This is a genomic window from Halonotius terrestris (assembly GCF_006861665.1).
Lineage (GTDB): Archaea > Halobacteriota > Halobacteria > Halobacteriales > Haloferacaceae > Halonotius > Halonotius terrestris.
Genome location: NZ_RKLU01000001.1, coordinates 191,781 through 213,297, shown reverse-complemented (window position 1 = coordinate 213,297; position 21,517 = coordinate 191,781). Strand labels below are relative to the sequence as shown.

The window sequence follows — 21,517 nt, the reverse complement described above, 5'->3', positions numbered from 1 at the left end:
CGAGCAAGATATGGATATGGCACCGTGGCACTGTGGGATCGACGACTGTGGCACCGAGACCGACGCGGTCGAGGAGCTGATCCACCACCAGACCACGGAACACGCGAAACACGAGTGTCAGGTCTGCGGCACCATCGTCCCCGACGGCTACTTCGCTATCCGGCACGCCGTCGAGGAACACACCCGCGCGGAGTACGTCCGCGCCTACGACGCCGACTCCGAAGCCGTGCGGCGACGCGAAGAACTCAAAGAAAAGATCGAAGCCGAGGCCGACCTCGAATCCGTCGTTGCCGACCTCGACGCCGTTAACTGACGCTTTCTGCTTGAATAGACTTTTTCGCCGCGCTGCTATCGCTCATTCGGTATCTGCTCACGGGTGCTTCGCACCCGTTCGCACGGCCCGAGGAGCTACCGCTCCTCGCTGTCCAGCACGCGAATCTGATCGCCACGNACCGTCACCGGGATCGGGACNGTCGCCTCGTANAGNTCNACNGTCACCTGNTCTTTNCCCTCGTCGATGCGCTGGACCTGCGCCTTCTCGCCTTTGAACGGNCCGGCGATGAGTTCGACGATGTCNCCCTCNGCGATCCCNTCGACGTCNGGNNTCGGCGAGAGGAANTGTTCGACCTCAGCGAGACCCGACTCGCCGGGGACGATCGATCGAGCATGCGGAATCTCATCGAAGAGCCGTTCGAGGGCCGCTGTGCCGTCGGCTTCGACCATCACGTAGCTCGTCAGCGAATCGGGTGAGAGGACGGCGTGGATCTCGTCTTCCTCCTTGGTAGCGATCATGTCGGCGACCGTCCGCTCCTGACTCGCGGTTGTTTTGACAGCGTAGATACCCATCAGACACCACCGGGGATGAAGCTCATGATGGCGAAGATGACGAAGCCGATGAAGCCGACCAGCAGGATTCCCGCACCGGCAATTTTCGAGACTTGGGAGAACTCGTTCCACGAGGGCGTGCTCGCCAGTTTCAGCACGCGAACGTAACTGTTGAGATCGTAGGGTACATCCATGTTAGCGACGGATTGGAGACGAGGCTTTTTTTATCTATTGATGCTGCCTCGCCCGCTCTCGGCGGCCCGACGCCGCAGCGACAGCCAAACGTCTGACGTACTGTTTTGTAGGATGCCCCCATAGACACGCGTATGACTGCGCTCTCGGACGCCTACGCGGGCACGGTCGCCGCCGAGCGGAGTCGCCACCGGCTGGTGCTCGGTGTCGCACTCTTCCTGCTCGGGTCGATCCTCGTCGTCGCGGGCATCGTCGCCGCCGGCTCAGGCGTACTGACTGCCCGCGGCGTCTCGCTGGGCGAGGCGCGGTGGCTCGCCGGCATCCTCGGCGGCATCGGCGTCCCGGCGGTCTTCCTCGGGATTTTCACGATCCTCCCGGCCTCCCGGACGACCCGCGGGACCGCACTGATCGGCGCGTCGGTCGCCATGTTCGGTGTCGCGCTGTTCGCGCATGCCTACCCCTGTCAGTGGATCGGCAACACCTGTGCGACCGACGCCGCGAACCTGACGCTACCGACCGCGGGCGTCTACTTCGCCGGCACGCTGACGACGTTCTGGTGTCTGTTCACCGCCGTCGCCAACTTCAAAACCCGCAACGACCCCGGTGGAACGGTCACGATGGAGATCAGGAAGATGACCGCGCCGCCCGTAGAGAGCGACGAGAGTTCCGGCTTCGGCAGCTTCGGCAGCGTCGGCCTCTTCGGCAGCGAGCCCGAGGGCGACGTGGCGACACAGACGAACACGCCCGGCGCGTCGTCGCCGGCCGGTGCCGCAGCCGCCACGAGCGACGGCGGCGCGGCGACCCAGCAGCTTTCGACCCCAAGCACCGACACCCCGTCGCAGCCGCAATCAACGACGGACCCGACGACACCGTCGACGACAACGCAAACGGGATCATCGACGAGTAGCCAGTCAGCGTCGACATCGACCACGCCCTCAGCCACGGACACGACAACAGCCTCGCAGGGCGGCGTCGATCAGGTCTCACCGAAATCGAGCCGTCGGGGTAGCGGCGGACAACCAAGCGCGACCAACGGCTCACAGTCCGGCGGCAGCGACGAGTCCTCGATCGATCGCTACTGTGGCAGTTGCGCCCAGTTCAAATACGTCCGCACCGACAACGGCATTCAGCCATACTGCGCCTACCACGACGAACTCATGGACGACATGGAGTCCTGTGAGTCGTGGGAACCGCGGAGTTAGCGAACCGCGAAGTTACTCCAGAAACGCTTCTAACCCGTCGATGTCCTTCGTGTTGAGTACGTCGCCACCCTCCGCCCAGCCACGGCGCGCGGTGTGGACGCCGTAGCGGACGTACTCGAAGTTATCGGGGCTGTGGGCGTCGGTGTTGATCGCCACCGTCCCGCCAGCCCCGACGACCGCCCGCACTGCCTCGCCGTGAAGGTCGAGTCGGACTGGGTTCGCGTTGACTTCGAGCGCGGTGCCGTTCTCTGCGGCTGTTTCGGCGAGGGCGGTGAAATCCACAGAGAGGCCGGGGCGGCTGTTGATCATCCGGCCGGTCGGATGACCGATGATGTCGACGGCGGGGTGTTCGGCCGCCCGGCAGAGCCGCGAGGTCGCCGTCTCGGTATCCTGTCCGAGCGCGCTGTGTGGCGAGGCGACGACGAGATCAAGTTCGGCCAGTAGGTCGTCGTCGGTGCTCAGCGCGCCGTCGGCGTCGATGTTGGTCTCGACGCCGTGGAGCACGTCGATGGCGGCGTCGGCGCGCACGTCGTCGACGGCGGCCATCTGCTCGCGGAGGTCGTCGTCAGTGAGCCCGATATCCTCGATGATTCCTGGTCCCGATGCGTGGTCGGTGACACTGTGGTAGTCGTAGCCCCGCTCCGCGGCGGCTGCGACCATCTCGCTGATCGAAAACCGGCCGTCCGACCACTCGGAGTGGGTATGCAGGTCGCCGCGAATGTCGTCGGTCTCGACGAGTGTCGGCAGGTCGCCGTCGGCGGCGGCCTCGATCTCGCCGGTGTCCTCGCGGAGTTCCGGCGGTACCCAGTCTATGCCGAGTTCCTCGTACATCTCCGCCTCGGTTTCGCCGCCGAGACGGACGCCCTCGCGCTGACTGCCGGTGTCGGTTGTCTCGTTGCTGTCGTCGACCGAGTCGGCCGCTGTCCCCTCAGCGTCGTCGAGATCGGACACGTCGAACAGCCCGTACTCGTTGAGTTTGCAGCCCTGCTCGATGGCGACGTTGCGGAGTTTCACGTTGTGGTCCTTGCTGCCGGTGAAATACTGGAGGGCCGCACCGAACTCGTCGGGCACGACGACCCGGAGGTCGACCCGGACGTTGTCGGCCCGGAGACTGGATTTGTGCGTGCCGGCTTCGATCACGTCGTCGGCATCGTCCCACGCGGTGAAGGCGTCGACGACGGCCTCGCTGTCGTCGCTGGCGACGAGGACATCGATATCGCCGATGGTGTCTTTCCATCGTCGGATCGAGCCGGCGACCTCGACACGTTCGACGGCACCGCTTTCAGCGAGGTAGCCGGTCACCGCGTCGGCGACGGGGCGGGCCTCGCCGAGTCGTTCCCGCTTTTGGCTCTGGCGGGCGAAGGGGATGTTGTCGAGAATATTTTGCTCGGTCTTCGCGCCGAACCCCGAGACTTCCTGTATCTCGCCGGCCTCGGCGGCTGCCTCCAGTTCGTCGAGGTCGGTGATATCGAGTGCGTCGTAGAGTTTGCCGACCGTTTTCGGGCCGACGCCTTCGACGCTGGTGAGCGCGGCCATATCGACCGGCATCGACTCCCGGAGGTCCTCTAATTCGCTGATCTCGCCCGTCTCGAAGTATTCGACGATTTTCGAGGCAATGGCGTCGCCGACGCGGTCGATCTCCTCGACTGCGTCTTGGCCAGTCGCCGCGAGTTGGTCGATGGGTTCGGGATACTCCTGGATGTTTTCGGCGGCCCGTCGGTAGGCGTTGGGCTTGTACTCGACGCCCTCGGCTTCGAGTCGGTCGGCGAACTCGAAGAGCAGGCGGGCGACCTCGTCGTTGTAGCTCATTGCGAACGGCTTGTAGAGCCGGCTACTTAGCTCCGGGCTCGTGGTCGTGACGCCTCACCGGCGGTTTCGGCTGTTGTCGTCCTCGTGGCCAAGAGCTTTCTTGAGGAACTTCGTCCAGCGTTTCTTGTCCGCCGCGGCTTGCCGCTTCGCTTCGGCTTCGAGATCGACCGGCTCCAACTGATCGAGGGCGTTGAGCGCGCGGTCGATGCCGACGATCGCGTCGACCTGATCGACGCCTTCCTCGTAGCTGACTTCGTTGTTCTCGATCAACTCGACGCGCTCGACACGCTCCCGGCGGAGGTTGCGTTTGGCGGTTTCGACGCGCTCGCGCTCGCCGGGCGGGACCGTGTCGCGGCGTTTGATCTCGAAGACGAACTGCTTGAGGTCCAGCGTTTCGCCTTGGATCTCGATCGCGTTGGGTAGCTCCGCGCCGACGGTGGCCCCGTCGCGGCCGATCCGTTCGAGGAGCTGTTTCCGCTGGTACTCCTGCACGCCGCTCCGTAGGAGATCGGTCTACTTCGATCCGTCGGCTGCGACGTGGTACGCGACGCTCGGGTGGCGAACGCGTCAGAGAAAGCCTCGCAACTCGCCACGAAACTGAACCTTCTTATGGGACTCGCCAGTAGGGGGCGTATGGGTTTGTTCGAACGGCTACGTGGCGATAAAACGCCGCGTGTCGCGTTCATCGGTATTGACGGCGTTCCTTTCAGTCTGCTTTCGGAGCACAGCGACCGGTTCCCGAACCTCACGGCCATCGCCGAGGAGGGTTCGGCGGGTGCGATCGACAGCATCGTCCCGCCGGAATCGAGTGCCTGCTGGCCCGCCCTGACGACCGGTGTCAACCCCGGCGAAACGGGTGTGTATGGCTTTCAGGACCGCGAAGTCGGCTCCTACGACACNTACGTNCCGATGGGCCGNGACGTGCAGGCGACCCGGCTGTGGGACCGCGTTGCCGACGACGGCCGCGACGCCACCGTGCTGAACGTCCCCGTCACGTTCCCGCCACAGCGGGACGTCCAGCGGATGGTCTCGGGCTTCCTCTCGCCGNGCGTCGAGAAGGCCAGCCATCCCGAGGAGTTGACACAGACGCTGGACGAGGGCGGCTACATCATCGACGTGAACGCCAAACTCGGCCACAAGGACGACAAAAGCGAGTTCATGGATCACGCCCACAAGACGCTCGACCNGCGNTACGANGCNTTCNNGCACTACNTNNCNGNNGACGACTGGGACCTCTTCTTCGGCGTCTTCATGACGACCGACCGGGTCAACCACTTCCTGTTCGGCGACTACGAGNNCGACGGNGANNACAAGGAGGNNTTNNTCGAGNTCTACGAACAGCTCGACGAGTACATCGGCAACATCCGCGAGATGGTGCCGGATGACGTGACGCTGATGATCGCCTCCGATCACGGCTTCACCAGCCTCGATTACGAGGTTCACTGCAACGCGTGGCTCCAGGAAGAGGGCCTGCTGTCCTTCGAGGACGACGACCACAGCGAACTCGGCGATATCGCCGACGACGCGACCGCCTACTCGCTCATTCCGGGGCGGTTCTACATCAACCTCGAAGGCCGCGAACCGCGCGGAAGCGTCCCCGAATCCGAATACGAGGAAGTTCGCGCCGACCTGAAGGAACGGCTCGAAAACTTGGAGGGTCCCGACGGCAGGCCGGTCTGTGAGCGTGTCGTCGAGAAAGAGGAGGCCTTCCGTGGCGACCACGACGACATCGCCGCCGACCTCGTGGCGATCCCGAACCATGGCTTCGATTTGAAATCCGGATTCAGCGGCCACGACGATGTCTTCGACACCGGCCCGCGCAACGGGATGCACAGCTTCGACAACGCGACGCTGCTCATCGACGACCCCGACGCGACCATCGAGGACGCCGACCTCTACGACATCGCGCCCACGATCCTCGATCTGATGGAGATGGACTACGACCGCACCGACTTCGACGGCGCGAGCCTGCTGTAAGCTACAACTCCCCACCGCCCCGCCGTCTGCGACCCCGTCTTTTCTCACTCCGGCCAAAACCGACCATCCGCACACTCCATGCGGCGAGCGGCAAGCGTTTTGTCGCCGACACGAAAACCCACGGTATGCTCCATACCGTTGCTGACGAGACTGCCGACCTGTCGCCGGATGGCTTACTCTCGGCCTACGAAGCACACCTACAGACCGTCCTCGACACCGTCGGCGTCGATACCGCTGTCGCCGAAACCGATCTCGACCGCGACACCATCGAGGCCGTCGTCGACGGCGACGTCGCCGGCCTCACGCTCACCGAAGCGGCTGCCATCGCCGCTCTCGACGACGATGCCCCTGACGCCGAGGCGATCGTCCTCGAAACCCGGGATCACCTGCTGATGGGGATGACGACTGCCGTCCTCGACGTTGACGCCATTTCCGCCAATCTCGATGTCGATCTCACGGGACAGGAAGTCCAACAGGCCATCGAGGGCCGCATCGATATGACGCTGGCCGAACTCGCTGCGATTCAGTCGGTCATCGAGCAACGGCTGGAGGAGTAAGATGGCGACGGTTGCCATCCTCGGCTGTGGCTACATCGGGATCGAACTCGGTCGCCAGCTTACCGACGCCGGCCACGAGGTCGTCGGCGTCCGCCGCTCCGATTCGGGCTGTCAGGCAATCGAGGACGCCGGCTTCAGCGCGCACCAAGCCGACCTCACCGACCGCGACGACATCGATGCCCTCCCGGACGCCGACTGGCTCGTCTTCGCGGCTTCTTCGGGTGGCCGCGGGGCCGACGCGGCACGTGAGATCTACGTTGATGCGCTCAGCGATGTCGTCGAGAGCTACGGCACGCGTGCGTCGTCGCCGGACCGACTCGTCTATACCTCAAGTACGGGCGTCTACGGCGATCACGACGGCGAGTGGGTCGATGAGGAGACGCCGCTCGATCCGACGACCGACAAAACCGAGGTGCTCGCCGAAGCCGAACGCGTCGCCCGCGAGGACGCCGCCGCCCACGGAATCGACGGCACCGTCGCTCGGTTTTCCGGCCTGTATGGGCCGGATCGCTACCGGCTGGAGCGGTATCTGGAGGGTCCGGTCACCGAGGGCTATCTCAACATGGTCCACCAAGCCGACGCCGCCGGTGCGGTCGCCTACCTGCTCACCGAAGACCTCGCCCGCGACGAGGTCGTTCTCGTGACCGACGACGAACCGGCCGACAAATGGGACTTCGCCGACTGGCTGGCCGAGCAGTGCGGCCGTGACGCGCCGCTGAAGCGAACGAAAGCAGAACGCCTCGCTGAGGGCAACCTCTCGGATGCGGGTCGTCGTCGCGTCAAAACGAGCAAGCGGTGTTCGAACGACTACCTCCGCGACCTCGGCTACGAGTTCACCTATCCGACGTTCCGTGAGGGCTACCGGGCCGCTATCGACGCGTATCTCGCTGCCGACGCGTAGGGCGTCGGCCGCGACGTGGTCACTCCTCGACCCGTCGCTGTCGCCAACTGGTCACAACCTCGCGTTGATTCCGTTGTGATCGTCCATCGAATTCACGGGAACATTCTTATCGATTGCGTCGGACGGTCTAGGTATGGCTCCGTTCGCGGCCGTGGGCAGTATCGCGGCGTCCATTCAGGCTGCCGTCGAGTCCCAACCCCTCCTGTTGGCGGTCATTCTCACTGTCCTCGGCGTCGTCGTCGCTGTCGTCGCCTACTGGTGGCTGCGGACGACACGCGGCGAGGAGTTCGTCGCCCTGCTCGAAGACTGGGAGGAAGCGGTCGTCCTCATGCATCCGAACCCCGATCCCGACGCGATGGCGGCGGCGACGGCGATCAGCGACCTCGGCGAGCAGTACGACACCGACATCGCCGTCAACTACCCCGGCCAGATCCGCCATCAGGAAAACCGCGCCTTTCGTACTGTCCTCGATCTCGATATCGACCCGATCGATCACGTCACCGAACTCGCCTGCGAGAACGTGATCCTCGTCGATCACAACACGCCGCGCGGGTTCGATGGCTGTGAGGGGGTACTCCCGGCGGCGGTCGTCGATCACCATCCCGGCGACGGCACGGGCGAACTGTTCACCGACGTGCGAACCGATTACGGCTCCTGTTCGAGTATCGTCGCCGAATATTTCCGGGATATCGGTGCGGTCCCGGTCGCCGCCGACCAACACGCAAGCGAAACCGGGGCCGACCGCGTGCTCTCCTCGGAGTCGGCGACCGGCTTACTCTACGGCATTCTCTCGGATACACGCAATCTGACCGTCGGCGCGACGGCCGCGGATTTCGAGGCGGCCTCCTACCTCTATCCCGGTGTCGACGAGGACCGACTCGATCGCATCGCCAACCCCGAAGTCGACGCCGAAGTGCTGGAAGTCAAAGCCAGAGCGATCGCCGGTCGGCAGACGAAGGGCTCCTTCGCCGTCTCTGATGTCGGCACCGTCACCAACGCCGACGCGATCCCGCAGGCCGCCGACGAGATCATCCGCCTTGAGGGGATCACCGCGGTCGTCGTCTGCGGCGAGCGACAGGGGACGATCCACATCTCGGGTCGCTCCCGCGATGACCGCGTCCACATGGGCCGGGCGCTGGAGCAGGCGACCGAGGATATCCCGAACGCGAGTGCGGGCGGTCACGCGCGCATGGGCGGCGGCCAGATCTCCCCGCAACGCCAGCTTTCGGACGGTGGCGAGCCGACCGATCGCCCCGAGATCGCCCGCGACCAGTTGGTCGATCGCATCTTCGCGTCGCTCTCCGGCGACGTGTAACGGCGCCAGTCACCCGCCGCACCCTTTCTTTCGCGTGCGACCCGCAGTCTTATTCGCCGCGCCCCGATAGCGACCCCATGGCGACCGAATCCGGCACGTGGGGCTACCGGGACCGCTTCGGCGACAGCTTCGGTCGGACCTACTTCCGGCGGTTCCCGCCGGGCGTCTGTTCATCGATCGGAATCGGCACCTACCTCGGCGAGCCGACCGACGCCGTCGACGACGACTACCGCGCGGCGATCACGGCCGCGCTCGACGGCGGCATCAACATGGTCGATACCGCGATCAACTACCGCTGTCAGCGCGGCGAGCGCGTCGTCGGCGACGCACTCGCCGACAGCGATATCGACCGCGAGTCAGTCGTCCTCGCCACGAAGGGCGGGTTTCTCCCCTTCGACGGCGAGCGACCTGCCGAGCCGGGCCGATACATCCACGAGCAGTACGTCGAGCCCGGCATTGTCGACACCGATCATCTCGTTCGCGGCAGCCACAGCATCGAGGCGGGCGTCATCGATCACCTGCTCGACCGCTCGCTGTCGAACCTCGGCGTCGAGACGATCGACTGCTACTACGTTCACAACCCCGAAACGCAGCTACTCGACCGTGACCCAGAAGCGGTCTACGACAGCCTCGAAGCGACGTTCGAACTGCTGGAACGCCGCCGCGCCGCTGGCGATATCGGCTGTTACGGGCTGGCGACGTGGGAGGCCTTCCGGGTGCCTGAATCGGCCGAACAGTACCTCTCGCTGGCGACCGTCCTTGATCGCGCCGAGCGTGCGGCTGACGCAGTCGGTGTCGACGACCACTGCCTCAAAGCGATCCAACTCCCGTTCAACATCGAGATGGCCGACGCGTTCACCCTCGCTGCGCAGCCAGCCCCGCCCGGCAGCGACGGCGACGGCCCGGTAAGCGTGCTCGAATACGCCCACGCGGCGGGTCTCCACGTCGTCACGAGCGCGAGCCTCGGGCAGGGCGCGTTGGCCGACTCGATCCCGCCGGCGATCGCCGCGGAGTTGGCCGGCGATACGACTGCTCAGCGAGCGATCAACTTCGCCCGAAGCGCGCCCGGCGTGACGACCGCGCTGGTCGGAATGTCCTCGTCGGCGCACGTCGCCGAAAACATCGCCGCGGGGACGTTCGATCCGCTGGGGGCGAGCGCGTTCGACGCGATCTTCGAGTAGGTCCCCGTCGAGCAGGTCGTCGAAGCGACGACGGGGAAAGTTCAAGCCACCGGCGGACACATCGGTTCTCAATGCGATTAGCACTGATCGCACACGACGAGAAGAAGGACGACCTGATCGAGTTCGCCCAGGAGTATGAGGACTGGCTGGCCGACGCCGAGTTGATGGCGACGGGGACGACCGGCAAGCGACTCATGGAGGCGACTGATCTCGACATCGAGCGCAAGGAGTCGGGGCCGCTCGGCGGGGATATGCAGATCGGCGGCGAGATCGCCGAGAAAACCTGCGACGGCGTGATATTCATGCGGGACCCACTGACTGCCCAACCGCACGAGCCGGACGTGTCCGCGCTGCTGCGGATCTGTGATGTCCACGACATCCCGCTGGCGACGAACCTCGCATCGGCGCGGTTCCTACTGGAAGGGCTCTTCGACGCCGCGGAGTGAGGTGTTTTTGTAGCAGTAGCCGAAAGACATGGTATGGTCTCACAGGGGACGGGGTTGCTGGCTGCCCTTTGCTGTAGCCTGTTGCTCATGACGGTCCCGGCTGCTGCCGTCGCCAACGCGCCCGCTGCGGCGGCTGGCTCATCGTCGCCAACGGCTGGCTCGTCACCGGCGGCCATCAGCGCGCCGTCGGCTATCGGGGCGGCGTCTGGCGGTCACGCGCCGCTCTATCAGACCGATGGCAGCGTCGCCTGTTTCCCCGACAGCGGCTACGATTTCACTATCGGGACGCTCGGGCCGCGGATCGACATGGTCGTCCACCTCTCGTTGCTGACGAACCTCGGCGCGCCCGGCACCTTCGGCGTCGAACTCGCAGGCTCAGCCGACGAGGCCGAGCCGCTGATCGAACTCCGCACCGGAGCCGTCTTCCACGGCGTCGACGACACGGGTGCCTTCCTCGAAAACCCCTTCAGCGTCTTCTCGATCGCCTTCGAGTACCGCTTCCAACTGCCGATCGTCGGGATCGACTACGAGACGACCGAGGCCCCGATCTCCGGGCCTGTCGGCGAGTCGCGCTGCGCCTAATCGCTACGATTCAGCCAGCACCTGCTCGCGCTCCGCGAGGAGGTCTCTAATTCGCTCGTCGGTTTCTTCATACGCGCCTTCGCCAGCGTGGGTGTAGCGAACGAAGCCGTCGATGTCGATCAGGTATCGCGCCGGCCAGTATCGCTGGTCGTAGGCATCCCACGTCCCGCCGTCGTTGTCGAGAACGACCGGGTAGGTGATGTCGGCGTCGTTGACGTAGGCGCGGACGTTCGCTGGCTCGCGCTCACGGTCGAATTCGGGGTAGTGGACGCCGACGACCAGCAGGCCCTCATCGGCGTACTGCCGCCAGAACCGCTGTAGCTTCGGGTGGGTCTGTTGGCAGTTGTAACAGCCGAACGTCCAGAACTCAAGCAGGATCACCCGCTGGCCGACGGCCTCGCTGAGCCGGAGCGAGTCAGTGTTGATGAAGCCGGTCGGCTGCTGCAGTTCGACGGCTCGTGGGTACTGCTCGCGCTTCTGTTTGATGCGCTCGGGAACTTCGCCCTCGCTTTCATCGGCTTCGACAACGATCCGTGCGTTGCTGTCTCCGATCGCCGACGGGGTATCGCTGGTGCTACCGAACAAGCCGAGTGAGCGGTCCATCTTCCAGCCGGCGACGACCACCGCGGCGGCCGCAACGACGAGAACGGCAGGATTTTGCACCGCGTTCACCACCAGCGCGGTCCCGAGGATCATTGGACTGGCGTACGCACCACCGGCTAAAATCGATTGTTCAAAAACCGTCTCGAAACCGTGCCAACTCTCCGCCGGCTGTCCGCTGTCTCGCTGCTTCCACGACAGCTCAGTCGAGCGTTTCAGCTGGATCGACTACCGATTCCGCAACCTCGTCGATCCCGACGCGATCACAGTCGTCGTACAGTGGACAGGCCTCCGGGCCGTCGAGACACGCCGGCTTTCGGGCCGAGCAGTACTCTCGACCGAACTGGATCATCGCCGTATGGCCGAAGCCGCATTTTTCAGCTGGAACCGCCGCTTCCAGTGCTTCGCGGACTTCCTCGTGGTCGGCATCAGCCGCAGCGAGTCCCATCCGCCGGGCGATCCGGTGGACGTGCGTATCGACGGGGAAGACGCCGCCGCGCCCGCCTGCGAACAGCAGGACACAGTCGGCGGTTTTCGGGCCGACGCCGCGGATTTCAAGCAGCCGCTCGCGGACGGTTTCTGGCGACTCGGCTTTGACGAACGCGTCGAAGTCGGCGGCGGTGTCGAACTCCGCGCGGATTTCGGTCGCGGCGTCGATGATGACTTCGGATTTCTGGTTGTACAGGCCCGCGCTGCTGATCGTCTCGGCCAACTTCGATTGCTCGGCGTCGGCGAGAGCGGAAACGAGGTCGGTATCGCCGGCGGTGTCGTCGCTGTCGTATCGTTCCAGCAGCGAATCGTGGGCCGGCTGGCTGGCTTTGTCGCTGGTATTTTGACTCAGGATTGTTCGTACCAGACACTCGAAGGCGTCGCGGCCGCCGTAGGCCTTCTGCCAGTAGAGCTCGCCCAGCGTGTCGACGACGCGCTCCGCGTGCGTCTCGGCGGCCCCCGGCTCGAAGGCGGCTCGCTGTGCCGGGCTCTCCGGCCCGCCGCTGATATTTTCGGCTGGCTCCTCGACCATACCGATTCGTTGGCCACGGATCGACAAAAACCGTCGGCGTCGCTGGCTCTAGCGCGCTTACTCGGCTGCCAACTCGCGGACTTCCTCGCCGGTGTAGACTGCGATCGGTTGGAATTCGGAGTCGAAATCGCCGACTTTCGCCGCGACGATCAGTCGCGTAAGTCGCTGGCCGTCAGCCGAATCGGCGAAGGTGATCTCGCCGATTCCGATGTTCTCGGTTACCTCGGATTCCGCGGGGACGTTGATCGTCGTCGACCCGCCGTTGTACAGTTCTGCTTCGTCGAATACCTGCGCCCGCACGCGGATGCGACGGCTCTCGCTGCTATTGTTGGCGATGGTGACCGAGACATCGATAGCGACGATGTTTCCCTGAATCTCGAGTTCTGGATCGCGTACCTCGACTTCAGCGTCCTCGAAGGTCCTGTCGATGTCGTCGCTTGTCGGCACGTTCGGCTCCGTTTCGGGCAACACGCCGCTGCAGCCGGCGAGTGTGACCGTCGTTCCGAGCGCGAGCACCGTGTCACGACGGGTTGGCATACACCCGCATGCGACCGGCTGGGACTTAACTCTCCGGTCGCCCGCCGGCTACGCGATCGCCGAACTCAACTCGTCGGTACCGAGGCCGATGCCCGCGCCGATAAGCATCGAGACGACCGCCGCCAGCGTCTCTCCCGGGAGGCCGGTGACACCGAAGGCCGTCGCTTCCGCGGCGTTGACGCTGAACATGGTCGCGTAGCCGAAAAACGCCCCCGGCGTAAACGATAGCAGCGGGACGAACTCATGCAGGCTTGCCAGCAGCATGAACGCACCGACGACGACGCTGAGGGCGACGACTCCGCCGCCGAACAGCGTCTCGACGATGAACAGCGTCGCCGCCGCATAGAGAATCCCCGCGAGGTTCGCGCTGTATGCTTTCCTGAGTCCGTCGAGCCCGCTCCCGGCGGCGTAGAACGTCGCGGAGGCGATAAACGACGGCCACAGCGGGATTTTCATCCCGGCGACGAAGCCGTAGGTCCACGGGATCGACGCCAGCCCGAAGACGATCGCCAGCGACCAGCCCTTGTTCCACTCGGTTGCGGCACTCCAGTCGACGACGCGCATATCGAGCGGTGGCCACTGCAACAAAAAGCGGTTCTGATACCCACGTTGCTGGCTGCGGCCGCGCTATCAACGGGTACGAACCGCCCCGTTACTCGTGTTCGGTCACGCGCAGCGTGAGCGTCGCCTCGGCTCCCTCGGCCAGCGCGGCCACTAACTCGCGGTCGATATCGGCTGCCGCGGCGTCGGCATCGACCATGATCGTTCGGTCGTCGACGTACTCGCTGGTGCGACCGACCGCGCTGCGATCGCCGTCGAACGTGAGGTCAGGATCGCCGCGGCCGGTGATCGTGTGGCTGTGGTCGTCGGTTGCGATCGTGGCGGTGATTTCAGCATCAGCGTTTTGCGCCGCCGCGACGAACTTGTCGTCGAAATCAGCCGGGACGCGGTCGGCATCGATAGCGAGAATACAGTCGCCGGCGGGCGTCAGCCAGTCGTCGCTGGTGATCTCGAAGGTACTCTCGTGGGTCGCTTGGACGTGTTCGTGGCCGTGTGCGTGGATGGTTTCGGTGTATTCGGCAGTCGCATCCGATTCCGTCGCTGTCATACGCGCCGGTCGACCGCACAGCGGCAAAGAACAGTCGATTCCTCGTTGGCAACGGGTGTCGTTGGCGACGGATGCCGTTGGCGACGGTGCTGCTGGCGACTACTCCCGCAGGACGGTGATCGTCACCGCGCCGCAGTCACACTCGTAGGCGCGGCGCGTGCCGTCCGGCGTCGACATCGCAATCGCCGGCGACTCCGCCGCCAGCCGCCGGTCGCAGTCGGCCGCTTCGCAGGTGAGCGTTAGTTCTTCGAGCATATCTCTTGTTAGGACAACGCTCCCTATGAAGGCGATCCAACCGCGGAGTGAAAGTGAAACTGGTGTGGATATTTATATACCAACTCCGCCCGTGTGAAACATCCGCATACGCCGAATTCGGGCGGTATGGTAGCTCTTTACAGGGTCTTGGCCACCGAAGTCTTTATGTTGGATCACGCTGAAGTTGGTAGTACCAGAACGCCTCCGGCACTGGTGGCATCGCACGACGAATGATCGGGAATTCTTATCCACGGTCCGTCGCACAGCAGTTGGCTACTGGCATGTCCGGAGCAACAATGGTACCGAGGATCCAACAATGAGTGTAGTAAACGAATACGACATCGCACCGCTCGACGACGCGGATAACGTCGAGCTCACCGACGAACAGCTCGAAGACGGCTCGAAAGGCAAACTGATCAAACTCGCTGGGCAGCTCCGCGACCGGCGGAACGAACTCAACCAGATGGCATCGGAGCGCGCCTCCAANCGCGACGANNTCAACGCCAAGACCCGNGAGAAGGTCGACGANGCNCANGAGCACCGCGAGAAACGCGACGAGCTCAACGAGCAGGTACAGGAGCACAAGGANNANCGCAACGANCTCAACGCNAAGGCCAACGANCTNTTCGACCAAGTCGAGGAGATGAAAGAGGACCTCGAGCTCGACGACGGCAAGTCGATCGAGGAGCTCCAGTCCGAAATCGAAGACCTCGAATTCCAACAGCAGACCGAAGTGCTCTCCGAAGAGGACGAACAGGAGCTCATCGAGAAGATCGAGGACAAACGCGAAGAGCTCGCCGAGAAGAAGGACAAAGTCGACGACAGCGGCGACCTCGACGAACTCGTCGAGNANGCCNAGGANGTCCGCNCGNANGCCNNCNAGCACCACCAGAAGGTGACGGAGCTCGCCGACAAGGCCCAGGAGCACCACAACCAGATGATCGAGGCCTACCGCGAGGCCGACGAGATCCGCGACGAGGCCGACGAGTGGCACGAGGAGTTCGTCGAGGCCCAGGAGGCCGCCGACCGCCACCACGAGGACTTCGTCCGCGTCCAGAANCGNCTCCGCGANCTGGACNANGAGGAAGAAGAAGAGCGCAAAGACGAGCGGCAGGAGAAAATGGAGGAGGAAAAACAGGAAGCCGAGGACATCTACCAGAAGTTCAAGGAAGGCGAAACTCTCGAAACCGAGGACCTGATGAAGCTCCAGAAGACCGGCCTGCTCTAAGCTGTTTTAGCTGTTCTGACGACTGGCTTTTTACGCACTCACCGCGTGTAGCCGCGTGTGACGACGCTGGTCTGTTGTCTCGATCGTGAGGGCGTTATCGCCACCGCGGCCGGTGTCACGCCGCCGGTGGCGGGGTGGGAAGCGGTTCGCTCGCTCGTGACGGATGTCGGCCTCGAAGACCCGGAGGCGACGACCGTCAACTGCTTGCTCGAATCGCTCCGTGTCGCCCGCGAGCTACGGGACTCCGGCGATGATGCTGTCGTCGCCGTGCTCTCGACAGCCGGCGAGTCGGCGACGGCGCCTGACCGGGCGGTCGGCGACCAGCTTGAAACACTAATCGAGCAGTACGACCCGACAGGCTGTCTCGTCGTGATCGGCGCGGCCGAGGACGAACGCCTGCTGCCGGTGATCGAGAGTCGCCTCCAGGTCGATGGCGTCGACCGCGTCGTCGTCCGGCAGGCCCGCGACATCGAGTCGACNTACTANCTGCTNAANCAGTTCCTCGCCGACGAGGAGTTGCGGACGACCGTGTTGGTGCCGCTGGGGATCAGCCTGCTGTTGGTGCCCGCGCTGTTGTTTTGGTTTTCCGCTGCTGTCGCCGTCGCCGGGCTGGCGGCCCTGCTCGGAATCGCGCTGCTGTACAAGGGGTTGGGGATCGACGACTACCTCGCGCAGGTTCCCGAGCGGAGCCAGGAGCTATTGTACTCCGGACAGGTCTCGGTGGTCACCTACGTTACGGCTGTCGGCCTGCTGCTGATCGGCGTCTTCTCCGGCGGGCTCGCAGTCACAGCGACCACCGGGGCGACGCTCTCACCGCTGGCCGGCGTCGCCTTTCTCCACGACAGCATCCCGTGGCTGACACTCGCGGCGGTCACCGCCAGCACGGGTCGGCTGTTCGACGAGTTGATTCAGGCCGACACGCTCCGGATGCCGACGCTGAGCCTCCCCTTTGGCCTGCTGTCGGTCGGTATCGTCATCCGCGGCTTCACTGGGTACGTCTTCGAAACCGGGCTGACTGTCGGTCCGGTGGTGTTGACGCCGACCCAGCGGCTGGCCGTCGTGATCCTCGCCGGTGTCCTCGTCAGTCTCGGTGGCGTCAAAATCGCAACCCTGCTGGAGGCACGGACGACCGGCTCAGCGGTCGATCAGTAGGAACGCCGGGTCGAAAACGGACGCTACTTAGTTGCTCGCGCGGTATTCGCCGTGTTTGAGGCCGAGGGCGAAGGCGATGAGGCCGAAAACCACCATCGACGGCAGCACCATCATCAGGATCGTCGAGGTTCCCATCGGCACGGGCGAGAAGATGAGCCCGGCGATTCCGAGTGCGATTACGGCGACGAACAGTCCACCGGTCGTACTGGCGGTAAACTCCATACCGTCGGTTGGGCTGCCAGCGGCCTAAACGTAGCGAAGCCCCGAGCCAGAGCGCGGTCGGCACCCTATTCGTCCTTCGGGCGGATGAAGTCCGCGAGGGCGACCAATCCACCGAGGAACCAGCCGAGCGGCACCGACAGCGAGAGCCACATCAGCACGTAGCCGGTGCCCTCCAGCGTGAACTGGTTGCGGATGATCTCGTTGAGCCCGCCGACGAACAGGATCTCATCGAGGATCGTGATCGCCAACTCCTCGCTGGCCGGGAAGATAGTCTGCTGGAGCGTCGGGACGAACAGCGCGGCAACCACCGGCGGGAGGAACAGCGCGGTCATGGCGGCCGGATACGCGAGCAGGACGCTCGTCGCGCGCCCGCCGACGCGACCGAAGAGGATCGCCAGCGCGGCCGCGACAGTCGCCACGACGCTGGCGGCGAGGACGGCGAGGAACCCCTCAGCGGCGAGGCTGAACTGCCCGGCATCGCCGAACTGGAAGCTCGCCGCGACCGACAGCGCGCCCCAGACGACGACCGACAGCAACACGACGCCGATGACGCCGAGCCGCGTCGCCGCGCTGTCGAGTTTGCCGGCGTAGAACCGCGTCCCGTAGCCGATCAGCAACAGCGGGTAGCCGACCAGCACCAGCGGCAGGCCGACCAGTGCCCAGAGATAGTAGCCCAGCGTCTCCGCGCTCGTTTCCGGCTGCCACTTGCCGAGGACGTGGCCGGCGTCGAGTTGTCGCGGGAAGAGCACCTCCATCCACGTCTCGTGGAGCCGCGTGATGTCGATGCGGATCGCACCGATCAGCCCAGGGGACCGCTGTTTCATTTGTCGGTACTCACCACTCGGGGGAACGTGAACTTTGTGTTCCCCATGCTCTGTTTTCCGCTAATTCCACGGCGCGAAGCCGGGATCGACCCGGCGGTCGGTCGTCCCGATATTTCGGATCGTCTCGAGTTCGCCCTCCGAGAGCTCAACCGACAGCGACGCCCAGTTGTCGCTGATGTGGTCTTCGCCGGTCGCCTTCGGGATGGCGGTGACACCCTCCGCGCGAAGCCACGCGAGGCTGATCTGGGCCGGACTCACGCCGTGATCGTCGGCGATGTCGTTGATTTCGGGTACGTCGAAGACTGCTCCGCGGGCCAGCGGCGAGTAGGCGACGAGTTCCACGTCGTGGTCGGCACAGACTTTCCGGAGTTCGGGCTGCTGGAGAAGGGGGTGACATTCGACTTGGTTGGCGAAGATCGGCGCGTCGGAGACCGCGATGGCTTCGGCCACCTGTTCGGGCTCGAAATTGCTGACGCCGATCCGATCGATCTTGCCCTGCTCGTAGAGTTCGTTGAACGCCGCCAGCGTGTTCTCGGCGTCGTAGGTTCGGGAGGGCCAGTGGACGTACAGCAGGTCGACGCTGTCGACGCCGAGGCGGTCGAGACTCGCTTCGGCGGTTTCGAGTACGTCGTCGTATGCGAGGTTGTCGATCCAGATCTTGGTGGCGAGGAAGACCTCCTCGCGGTCGACGGCGGCCTGTTCGATGCCGTCGCCGACGGCGGCCTCGTTGTTGTAGGCTTGGGCGGTGTCGATGTGGCGATACCCGGTTTCGAGTGCGGTGGCGACCGAGTCGGCACAGGCTGCCGGGTCGCTGTTCTTCCATGTTCCGAGTCCCAACATCGGCATGCCGTTGGCAGTCGGACAGTCGTCGCTGACGGGGCGTTCGTTTGTAGCCATCATCGTTTCAACGGACTGCGCGTGAAAATGGGTTGGGGTCGCCGCCCTCGCGTGTCACCGCGTTGAAATCAACGTGGCAAGCGGTCAGTATTTCGGGTCCGCGCCGGTGATCTCGTACACGTCTTCCATGATGCCGTCCCGCACTGATTTCCAGGTCGGGAAGCCGGCGGGATCGGACGGATACCGCTCGTAGTGCGCCGAGAGCTCTTTCGCCTTCGATCTGACTTTGGCGAGTTCCGTGAGTTCGCCCCAGTGACCGAACGTGTCGACGAGCGTCCGGAGTTTCAGCGACAGCGGCATCGACGCGGTCCCGGTGCCAGCGAGGGCGTCAGCGAGGTGTTGGCCCGGCACCGACGACACCATCTCGGTGAGTTCCTGCACGCTGCTTGTGGTGCCCCAAATATTGTAGAGGTCGATGGCGGCGAAGTGTTTGCCGAAGCTCGTCATCACCTCGCGGTTGTACTCCCAGAGCGCAGACTCGCTCACGTCGCCGTCGCTGATCGCCGAGATGGCTCGTTTGGTCGCCCAGTAGGCGGATTTCGCCGCGCCCGGAATCCCACCGCCGGTGGTTGGATTGACGTGGCCGGCGGCGTCGCCGACCGCCATGTAGCCCGGTGCGACCGCCGAATCGTACGGGCGTCGCGTCGGCAACGCCGCGCCGAGTTTGTCCTTCACCGTCGGCTCGACGAGGTCCGGCCGGTTTTCGATCGCCGTCTTGAGTTCGGGAATCATCTGCATCTCGGGTTGGTCCATCTGGAAGCCCAGCCCGGCGTTGATTTCAGTTGCCGTGCGGGGGAAATACCAGAGATAGCCCAGTTCCTTCGTCGGCTTGAACACGATGGCGTCGCGCCACTCGACGGGCTCCTCGACGTCGATGACCTCGCGGTAGGCCGAACAGAACTGCGAGTACCGGACGTTCGTATCGAAGTAGCTGCCGTCGAAATCCGTTTTTTCTTGGAGGATCGACAGCGCGCCCGCGGCGTCGATGACGACTTCGGCGTCGTAGGAGACGGGCTCGCCCTTGCGGGTCCCGGTGACGCCGGTGACGGTGCCGTCGTCGGCCTGTGTCACGTCTTGGACGACAGTGTCGTAGTGGATCTCGCTGCCGACGCGGTCGGCCTCTTCCAACAGGACTTCGCCGTATCGTTTCCGGTCGAGCACCGCGCCGGGTTCGCCGAACTCGATTTCGATATCCTCGCCGTCGGCGGGGTTCTCGAAAACGGCCCGGCGGATCTCGCGGTTGGTGAACGACTCGTCTTTGAGGTAATCAAGATCGATTACATCGGGGAACGTGCTCTTGCCCTTGATGGCGTCGCCACAGGCGATGTGGCCGGCCTCGGACTCCGTTTTGCGTTCCAGGATTACGACATCGAGGCCTTCGGTGGCAGCGGTCGCCGCGGCGAACGCGCCGGCGGTCCCGCCGCCGACCACCACGATATCGTAGGCGTCGGAGGACATACACGCTGTATACCGGTAGTGATTAAAAAAGGCCGCCATCCGCCGCGGCGACCAGCAGAGCCGGTCCTCGGCTCTTGTGCACTCCGCTACCCGAAAAACAGATACCGGTTGCTTCCAAGGTTCGGATATGTACCGGAGAGAGGTGCTCACAGCGGCGGGGGCGGTCGGGCTCGTCGGGCTGGCTGGCTGCAGCGGCCTTACCGGCGATTTGGACTACACGGCAGCCCCGGCGACACTCGATTCGAGCGTCGCCAACGACGCTGGCTACGAAACCGAGGGGCCCGAGGCGATCGAAATCACCGAACAGTTCGAACTCGGCGGCGAGACGCGCGAGGTGGCGATCACGACGTGGACGACGGGCTATGAGTCCGAGACGGGCCCGTTCATCGTTCTCAGCACGCCGAACGTCACGGTCGCCGGCCAGTCGGTGAACCCGCTGGCCCGTCTCAGCGGCAGCGAACTCATCTCGCGGCTCCTCCAGGAAGCCGGCGGCGAGGACGCGATCAGCGAGATCGAACCGGCCGGCGAAACGGCCGTCACTGTCTTCGATCAGTCGGCGACGATCGAGGAGTTCACCGGCGTGCTCCAAACCAGCGGCGACATCGAGATGGCCGGCGGGAGCGACGGCAGCGACGGATCAGCAACCGGCGACGGCGCAGCCACTGGCGGCGAGATCCCGATCCGGCTCTACCTCACCTCGATCATTCACGAGTACGGCGACGGCAACAGTGACGTGGTGTTCACGCTCGGCATTCACCCACAGGATGCGATGGATTCCGAGACGATCTACTCGCTCGTCGAATCGCTCCAACATCCGGTCGATCCGCCGAGCGACAGCGAGCAATAGCCGTCAGTCGGGTGTCGCAGTAAGTAACGGGATCTTCCGGCAGCGTCCGTCTTGCTTCCATGTCGCTACCGGCTGTCAGTCCCACGTCACCCACAGCAGGAACGCCAAGGCGACCGACTGGAAGACGTGGATCACGATATTCGCCTGCCATGCCAGCGGCGGCATGTCGGTCGCAAACCACGACGCCAACACCGGGTGGAACAGATAGAAGTACAGCGTGAGCACGTTCTGGGCGAGCAACACGACCCCGAAGATCGCCAACCCGAGGCCGTGTTTCGATTCGAACGCCCGGTAGTTGCGCAGCCAGATCCCCGTCAACACGAGGAGCATCCCAACGTTGACCGCGACGCTCACGCGAGCGATATCTATGAATCCGATCAT

At 64.4% G+C, this 21,517-nt stretch carries 27 protein-coding genes; 12 read left to right on the top strand and 15 right to left on the bottom strand.

All coding sequences use genetic code 11. The features are described 5' to 3' along the window. Positions 1 to 16: 16 nt before the first annotated feature. Positions 17 to 313 (top strand): DUF7565 family protein, encoded by a 297-nt coding sequence (locus tag EGH24_RS01090; RefSeq protein ID WP_142978326.1) that lies wholly within the window; start codon positions 17 to 19, stop codon positions 311 to 313. 95 nt (positions 314 to 408) lie between these two features. On the opposite strand, the gene EGH24_RS01085 is transcribed toward EGH24_RS01090, so the two are convergent. Together EGH24_RS01085 and EGH24_RS01080 are read right to left on the bottom strand one after the other, a co-directional pair. Continuing rightward, complete coding sequence (locus tag EGH24_RS01085) at positions 409 to 846, bottom strand: transcription elongation factor Spt5 (RefSeq protein ID WP_142978325.1); 438 nt, start codon at positions 844 to 846, stop codon at positions 409 to 411. After that, entirely contained in the window at positions 846 to 1,019 is a 174-nt protein-coding gene (locus EGH24_RS01080; RefSeq protein WP_142978324.1) for a protein translocase SEC61 complex subunit gamma, read from the bottom strand. The genes EGH24_RS01085 and EGH24_RS01080 overlap by 1 nt, the downstream gene beginning before the upstream one ends. 132 nt (positions 1,020 to 1,151) lie before the next feature. On the opposite strand from EGH24_RS01080, the gene EGH24_RS01075 reads away from it, so the two are divergent. Beyond that, entirely contained in the window at positions 1,152 to 2,219 is a 1,068-nt protein-coding gene (locus tag EGH24_RS01075) for a DUF7139 domain-containing protein (protein WP_142978323.1), read from the top strand. A gap of 12 nt (positions 2,220 to 2,231) precedes the next feature. Here EGH24_RS01075 and EGH24_RS01070 read toward each other — a convergent pair whose 3' ends face one another. Next, positions 2,232 to 4,028: a helix-hairpin-helix domain-containing protein gene (locus tag EGH24_RS01070; RefSeq protein ID WP_142978322.1), complete on the bottom strand. Its 1,797-nt coding sequence runs from the start codon at positions 4,026 to 4,028 to the stop codon at positions 2,232 to 2,234. Positions 4,029 to 4,082: 54 nt separating this feature from the next. Beyond that, positions 4,083 to 4,520 (bottom strand): DUF5788 family protein, encoded by a 438-nt coding sequence (locus EGH24_RS01065; RefSeq protein WP_142978321.1) that lies wholly within the window; start codon positions 4,518 to 4,520, stop codon positions 4,083 to 4,085. 141 nt (positions 4,521 to 4,661) lie between these two features. Here EGH24_RS01065 and EGH24_RS01060 point away from each other — a divergent pair, with 141 nt between their 5' ends. The 7 genes from EGH24_RS01060 to EGH24_RS01030 all read left to right on the top strand — a co-directional run bounded on the left by EGH24_RS01060 (position 4,662) and on the right by EGH24_RS01030 (position 10,987). After that, positions 4,662 to 6,005, top strand: coding sequence for an alkaline phosphatase family protein (locus tag EGH24_RS01060; RefSeq protein ID WP_142978320.1), 1,344 nt, complete (start codon positions 4,662 to 4,664; stop codon positions 6,003 to 6,005). A 125-nt stretch (positions 6,006 to 6,130) separates the two neighbouring features. Next, positions 6,131 to 6,562: a DUF5791 family protein gene (locus EGH24_RS01055; protein WP_142978319.1), complete on the top strand. Its 432-nt coding sequence runs from the start codon at positions 6,131 to 6,133 to the stop codon at positions 6,560 to 6,562. Position 6,563: 1 nt separating this feature from the next. Continuing rightward, positions 6,564 to 7,463, top strand: coding sequence for an SDR family oxidoreductase (locus EGH24_RS01050; protein ID WP_142978318.1), 900 nt, complete (start codon positions 6,564 to 6,566; stop codon positions 7,461 to 7,463). 133 nt (positions 7,464 to 7,596) lie between these two features. Then, the gene (locus EGH24_RS01045) at positions 7,597 to 8,778 is read left to right on the top strand and encodes a DHH family phosphoesterase (protein ID WP_142978317.1); all 1,182 of its coding nucleotides are present in this window, start codon (positions 7,597 to 7,599) and stop codon (positions 8,776 to 8,778) included. Positions 8,779 to 8,855: 77 nt separating this feature from the next. Then, entirely contained in the window at positions 8,856 to 9,959 is a 1,104-nt protein-coding gene (locus EGH24_RS01040; RefSeq protein WP_142978316.1) for an aldo/keto reductase, read from the top strand. Positions 9,960 to 10,030: 71 nt separating this feature from the next. After that, positions 10,031 to 10,405 carry a methylglyoxal synthase gene (locus tag EGH24_RS01035; protein ID WP_142978315.1) on the top strand — a complete coding sequence of 125 codons (375 nt, stop codon included), beginning with the start codon at positions 10,031 to 10,033 and terminating at the stop codon, positions 10,403 to 10,405. A 33-nt stretch (positions 10,406 to 10,438) separates the two neighbouring features. After that, positions 10,439 to 10,987: a DUF7332 family protein gene (locus EGH24_RS01030; protein WP_142978314.1), complete on the top strand. Its 549-nt coding sequence runs from the start codon at positions 10,439 to 10,441 to the stop codon at positions 10,985 to 10,987. Positions 10,988 to 10,990: 3 nt separating this feature from the next. On the opposite strand, the gene EGH24_RS01025 is transcribed toward EGH24_RS01030, so the two are convergent. From EGH24_RS01025 to EGH24_RS15205, 6 genes are all read right to left on the bottom strand, one after another. After that, entirely contained in the window at positions 10,991 to 11,683 is a 693-nt protein-coding gene (locus tag EGH24_RS01025) for a redoxin domain-containing protein (protein WP_142978313.1), read from the bottom strand. 106 nt (positions 11,684 to 11,789) lie between these two features. Next, a complete protein-coding gene (locus EGH24_RS01020) occupies positions 11,790 to 12,608 on the bottom strand; it encodes an endonuclease III domain-containing protein (protein ID WP_142978312.1) in 819 nt (272 codons plus the stop codon). A gap of 57 nt (positions 12,609 to 12,665) precedes the next feature. Then, positions 12,666 to 13,145, bottom strand: coding sequence for a hypothetical protein (locus EGH24_RS01015; RefSeq protein WP_142978311.1), 480 nt, complete (start codon positions 13,143 to 13,145; stop codon positions 12,666 to 12,668). Positions 13,146 to 13,193: 48 nt separating this feature from the next. Then, on the bottom strand, positions 13,194 to 13,709 hold the full coding sequence (locus EGH24_RS01010; RefSeq protein ID WP_142978310.1) for a DUF1097 domain-containing protein: 516 nt from the start codon (positions 13,707 to 13,709) through the stop codon (positions 13,194 to 13,196). Between the two features lie 88 nt (positions 13,710 to 13,797). Next, on the bottom strand, positions 13,798 to 14,253 hold the full coding sequence (locus tag EGH24_RS01005; RefSeq protein WP_142978309.1) for a DUF371 domain-containing protein: 456 nt from the start codon (positions 14,251 to 14,253) through the stop codon (positions 13,798 to 13,800). A 99-nt stretch (positions 14,254 to 14,352) separates the two neighbouring features. Further along, complete coding sequence (locus tag EGH24_RS15205) at positions 14,353 to 14,508, bottom strand: hypothetical protein (RefSeq protein ID WP_185903204.1); 156 nt, start codon at positions 14,506 to 14,508, stop codon at positions 14,353 to 14,355. A 316-nt stretch (positions 14,509 to 14,824) separates the two neighbouring features. Between EGH24_RS15205 and EGH24_RS01000 the strand changes: the two genes are divergently transcribed. Both EGH24_RS01000 and EGH24_RS00995 read left to right on the top strand, forming a co-directional pair. Then, the gene (locus EGH24_RS01000; RefSeq protein WP_142978308.1) at positions 14,825 to 15,736 is read left to right on the top strand and encodes a coiled-coil protein; all 912 of its coding nucleotides are present in this window, start codon (positions 14,825 to 14,827) and stop codon (positions 15,734 to 15,736) included. Positions 15,737 to 15,793: 57 nt separating this feature from the next. Continuing rightward, entirely contained in the window at positions 15,794 to 16,888 is a 1,095-nt protein-coding gene (locus EGH24_RS00995) for a DUF373 family protein (RefSeq protein WP_142978307.1), read from the top strand. A 27-nt stretch (positions 16,889 to 16,915) separates the two neighbouring features. On the opposite strand, the gene EGH24_RS00990 is transcribed toward EGH24_RS00995, so the two are convergent. The 4 genes from EGH24_RS00990 to EGH24_RS00975 all read right to left on the bottom strand — a co-directional run bounded on the left by EGH24_RS00990 (position 16,916) and on the right by EGH24_RS00975 (position 20,289). Next, the gene (locus EGH24_RS00990; protein WP_142978306.1) at positions 16,916 to 17,110 is read right to left on the bottom strand and encodes a DUF7333 family protein; all 195 of its coding nucleotides are present in this window, start codon (positions 17,108 to 17,110) and stop codon (positions 16,916 to 16,918) included. 65 nt (positions 17,111 to 17,175) lie between these two features. After that, positions 17,176 to 17,910, bottom strand: coding sequence for a hypothetical protein (locus EGH24_RS00985; protein WP_142978777.1), 735 nt, complete (start codon positions 17,908 to 17,910; stop codon positions 17,176 to 17,178). A gap of 84 nt (positions 17,911 to 17,994) precedes the next feature. Continuing rightward, positions 17,995 to 18,831, bottom strand: coding sequence for an aldo/keto reductase (locus EGH24_RS00980; RefSeq protein WP_142978305.1), 837 nt, complete (start codon positions 18,829 to 18,831; stop codon positions 17,995 to 17,997). An 84-nt stretch (positions 18,832 to 18,915) separates the two neighbouring features. Further along, positions 18,916 to 20,289: a geranylgeranyl reductase family protein gene (locus tag EGH24_RS00975; protein WP_142978304.1), complete on the bottom strand. Its 1,374-nt coding sequence runs from the start codon at positions 20,287 to 20,289 to the stop codon at positions 18,916 to 18,918. Positions 20,290 to 20,416: 127 nt separating this feature from the next. On the opposite strand from EGH24_RS00975, the gene EGH24_RS00970 reads away from it, so the two are divergent. Further along, the gene (locus EGH24_RS00970; RefSeq protein ID WP_142978303.1) at positions 20,417 to 21,136 is read left to right on the top strand and encodes a DUF6517 family protein; all 720 of its coding nucleotides are present in this window, start codon (positions 20,417 to 20,419) and stop codon (positions 21,134 to 21,136) included. A 75-nt stretch (positions 21,137 to 21,211) separates the two neighbouring features. Here EGH24_RS00970 and EGH24_RS00965 read toward each other — a convergent pair whose 3' ends face one another. Then, entirely contained in the window at positions 21,212 to 21,517 is a 306-nt protein-coding gene (locus EGH24_RS00965) for a hypothetical protein (RefSeq protein ID WP_142978302.1), read from the bottom strand.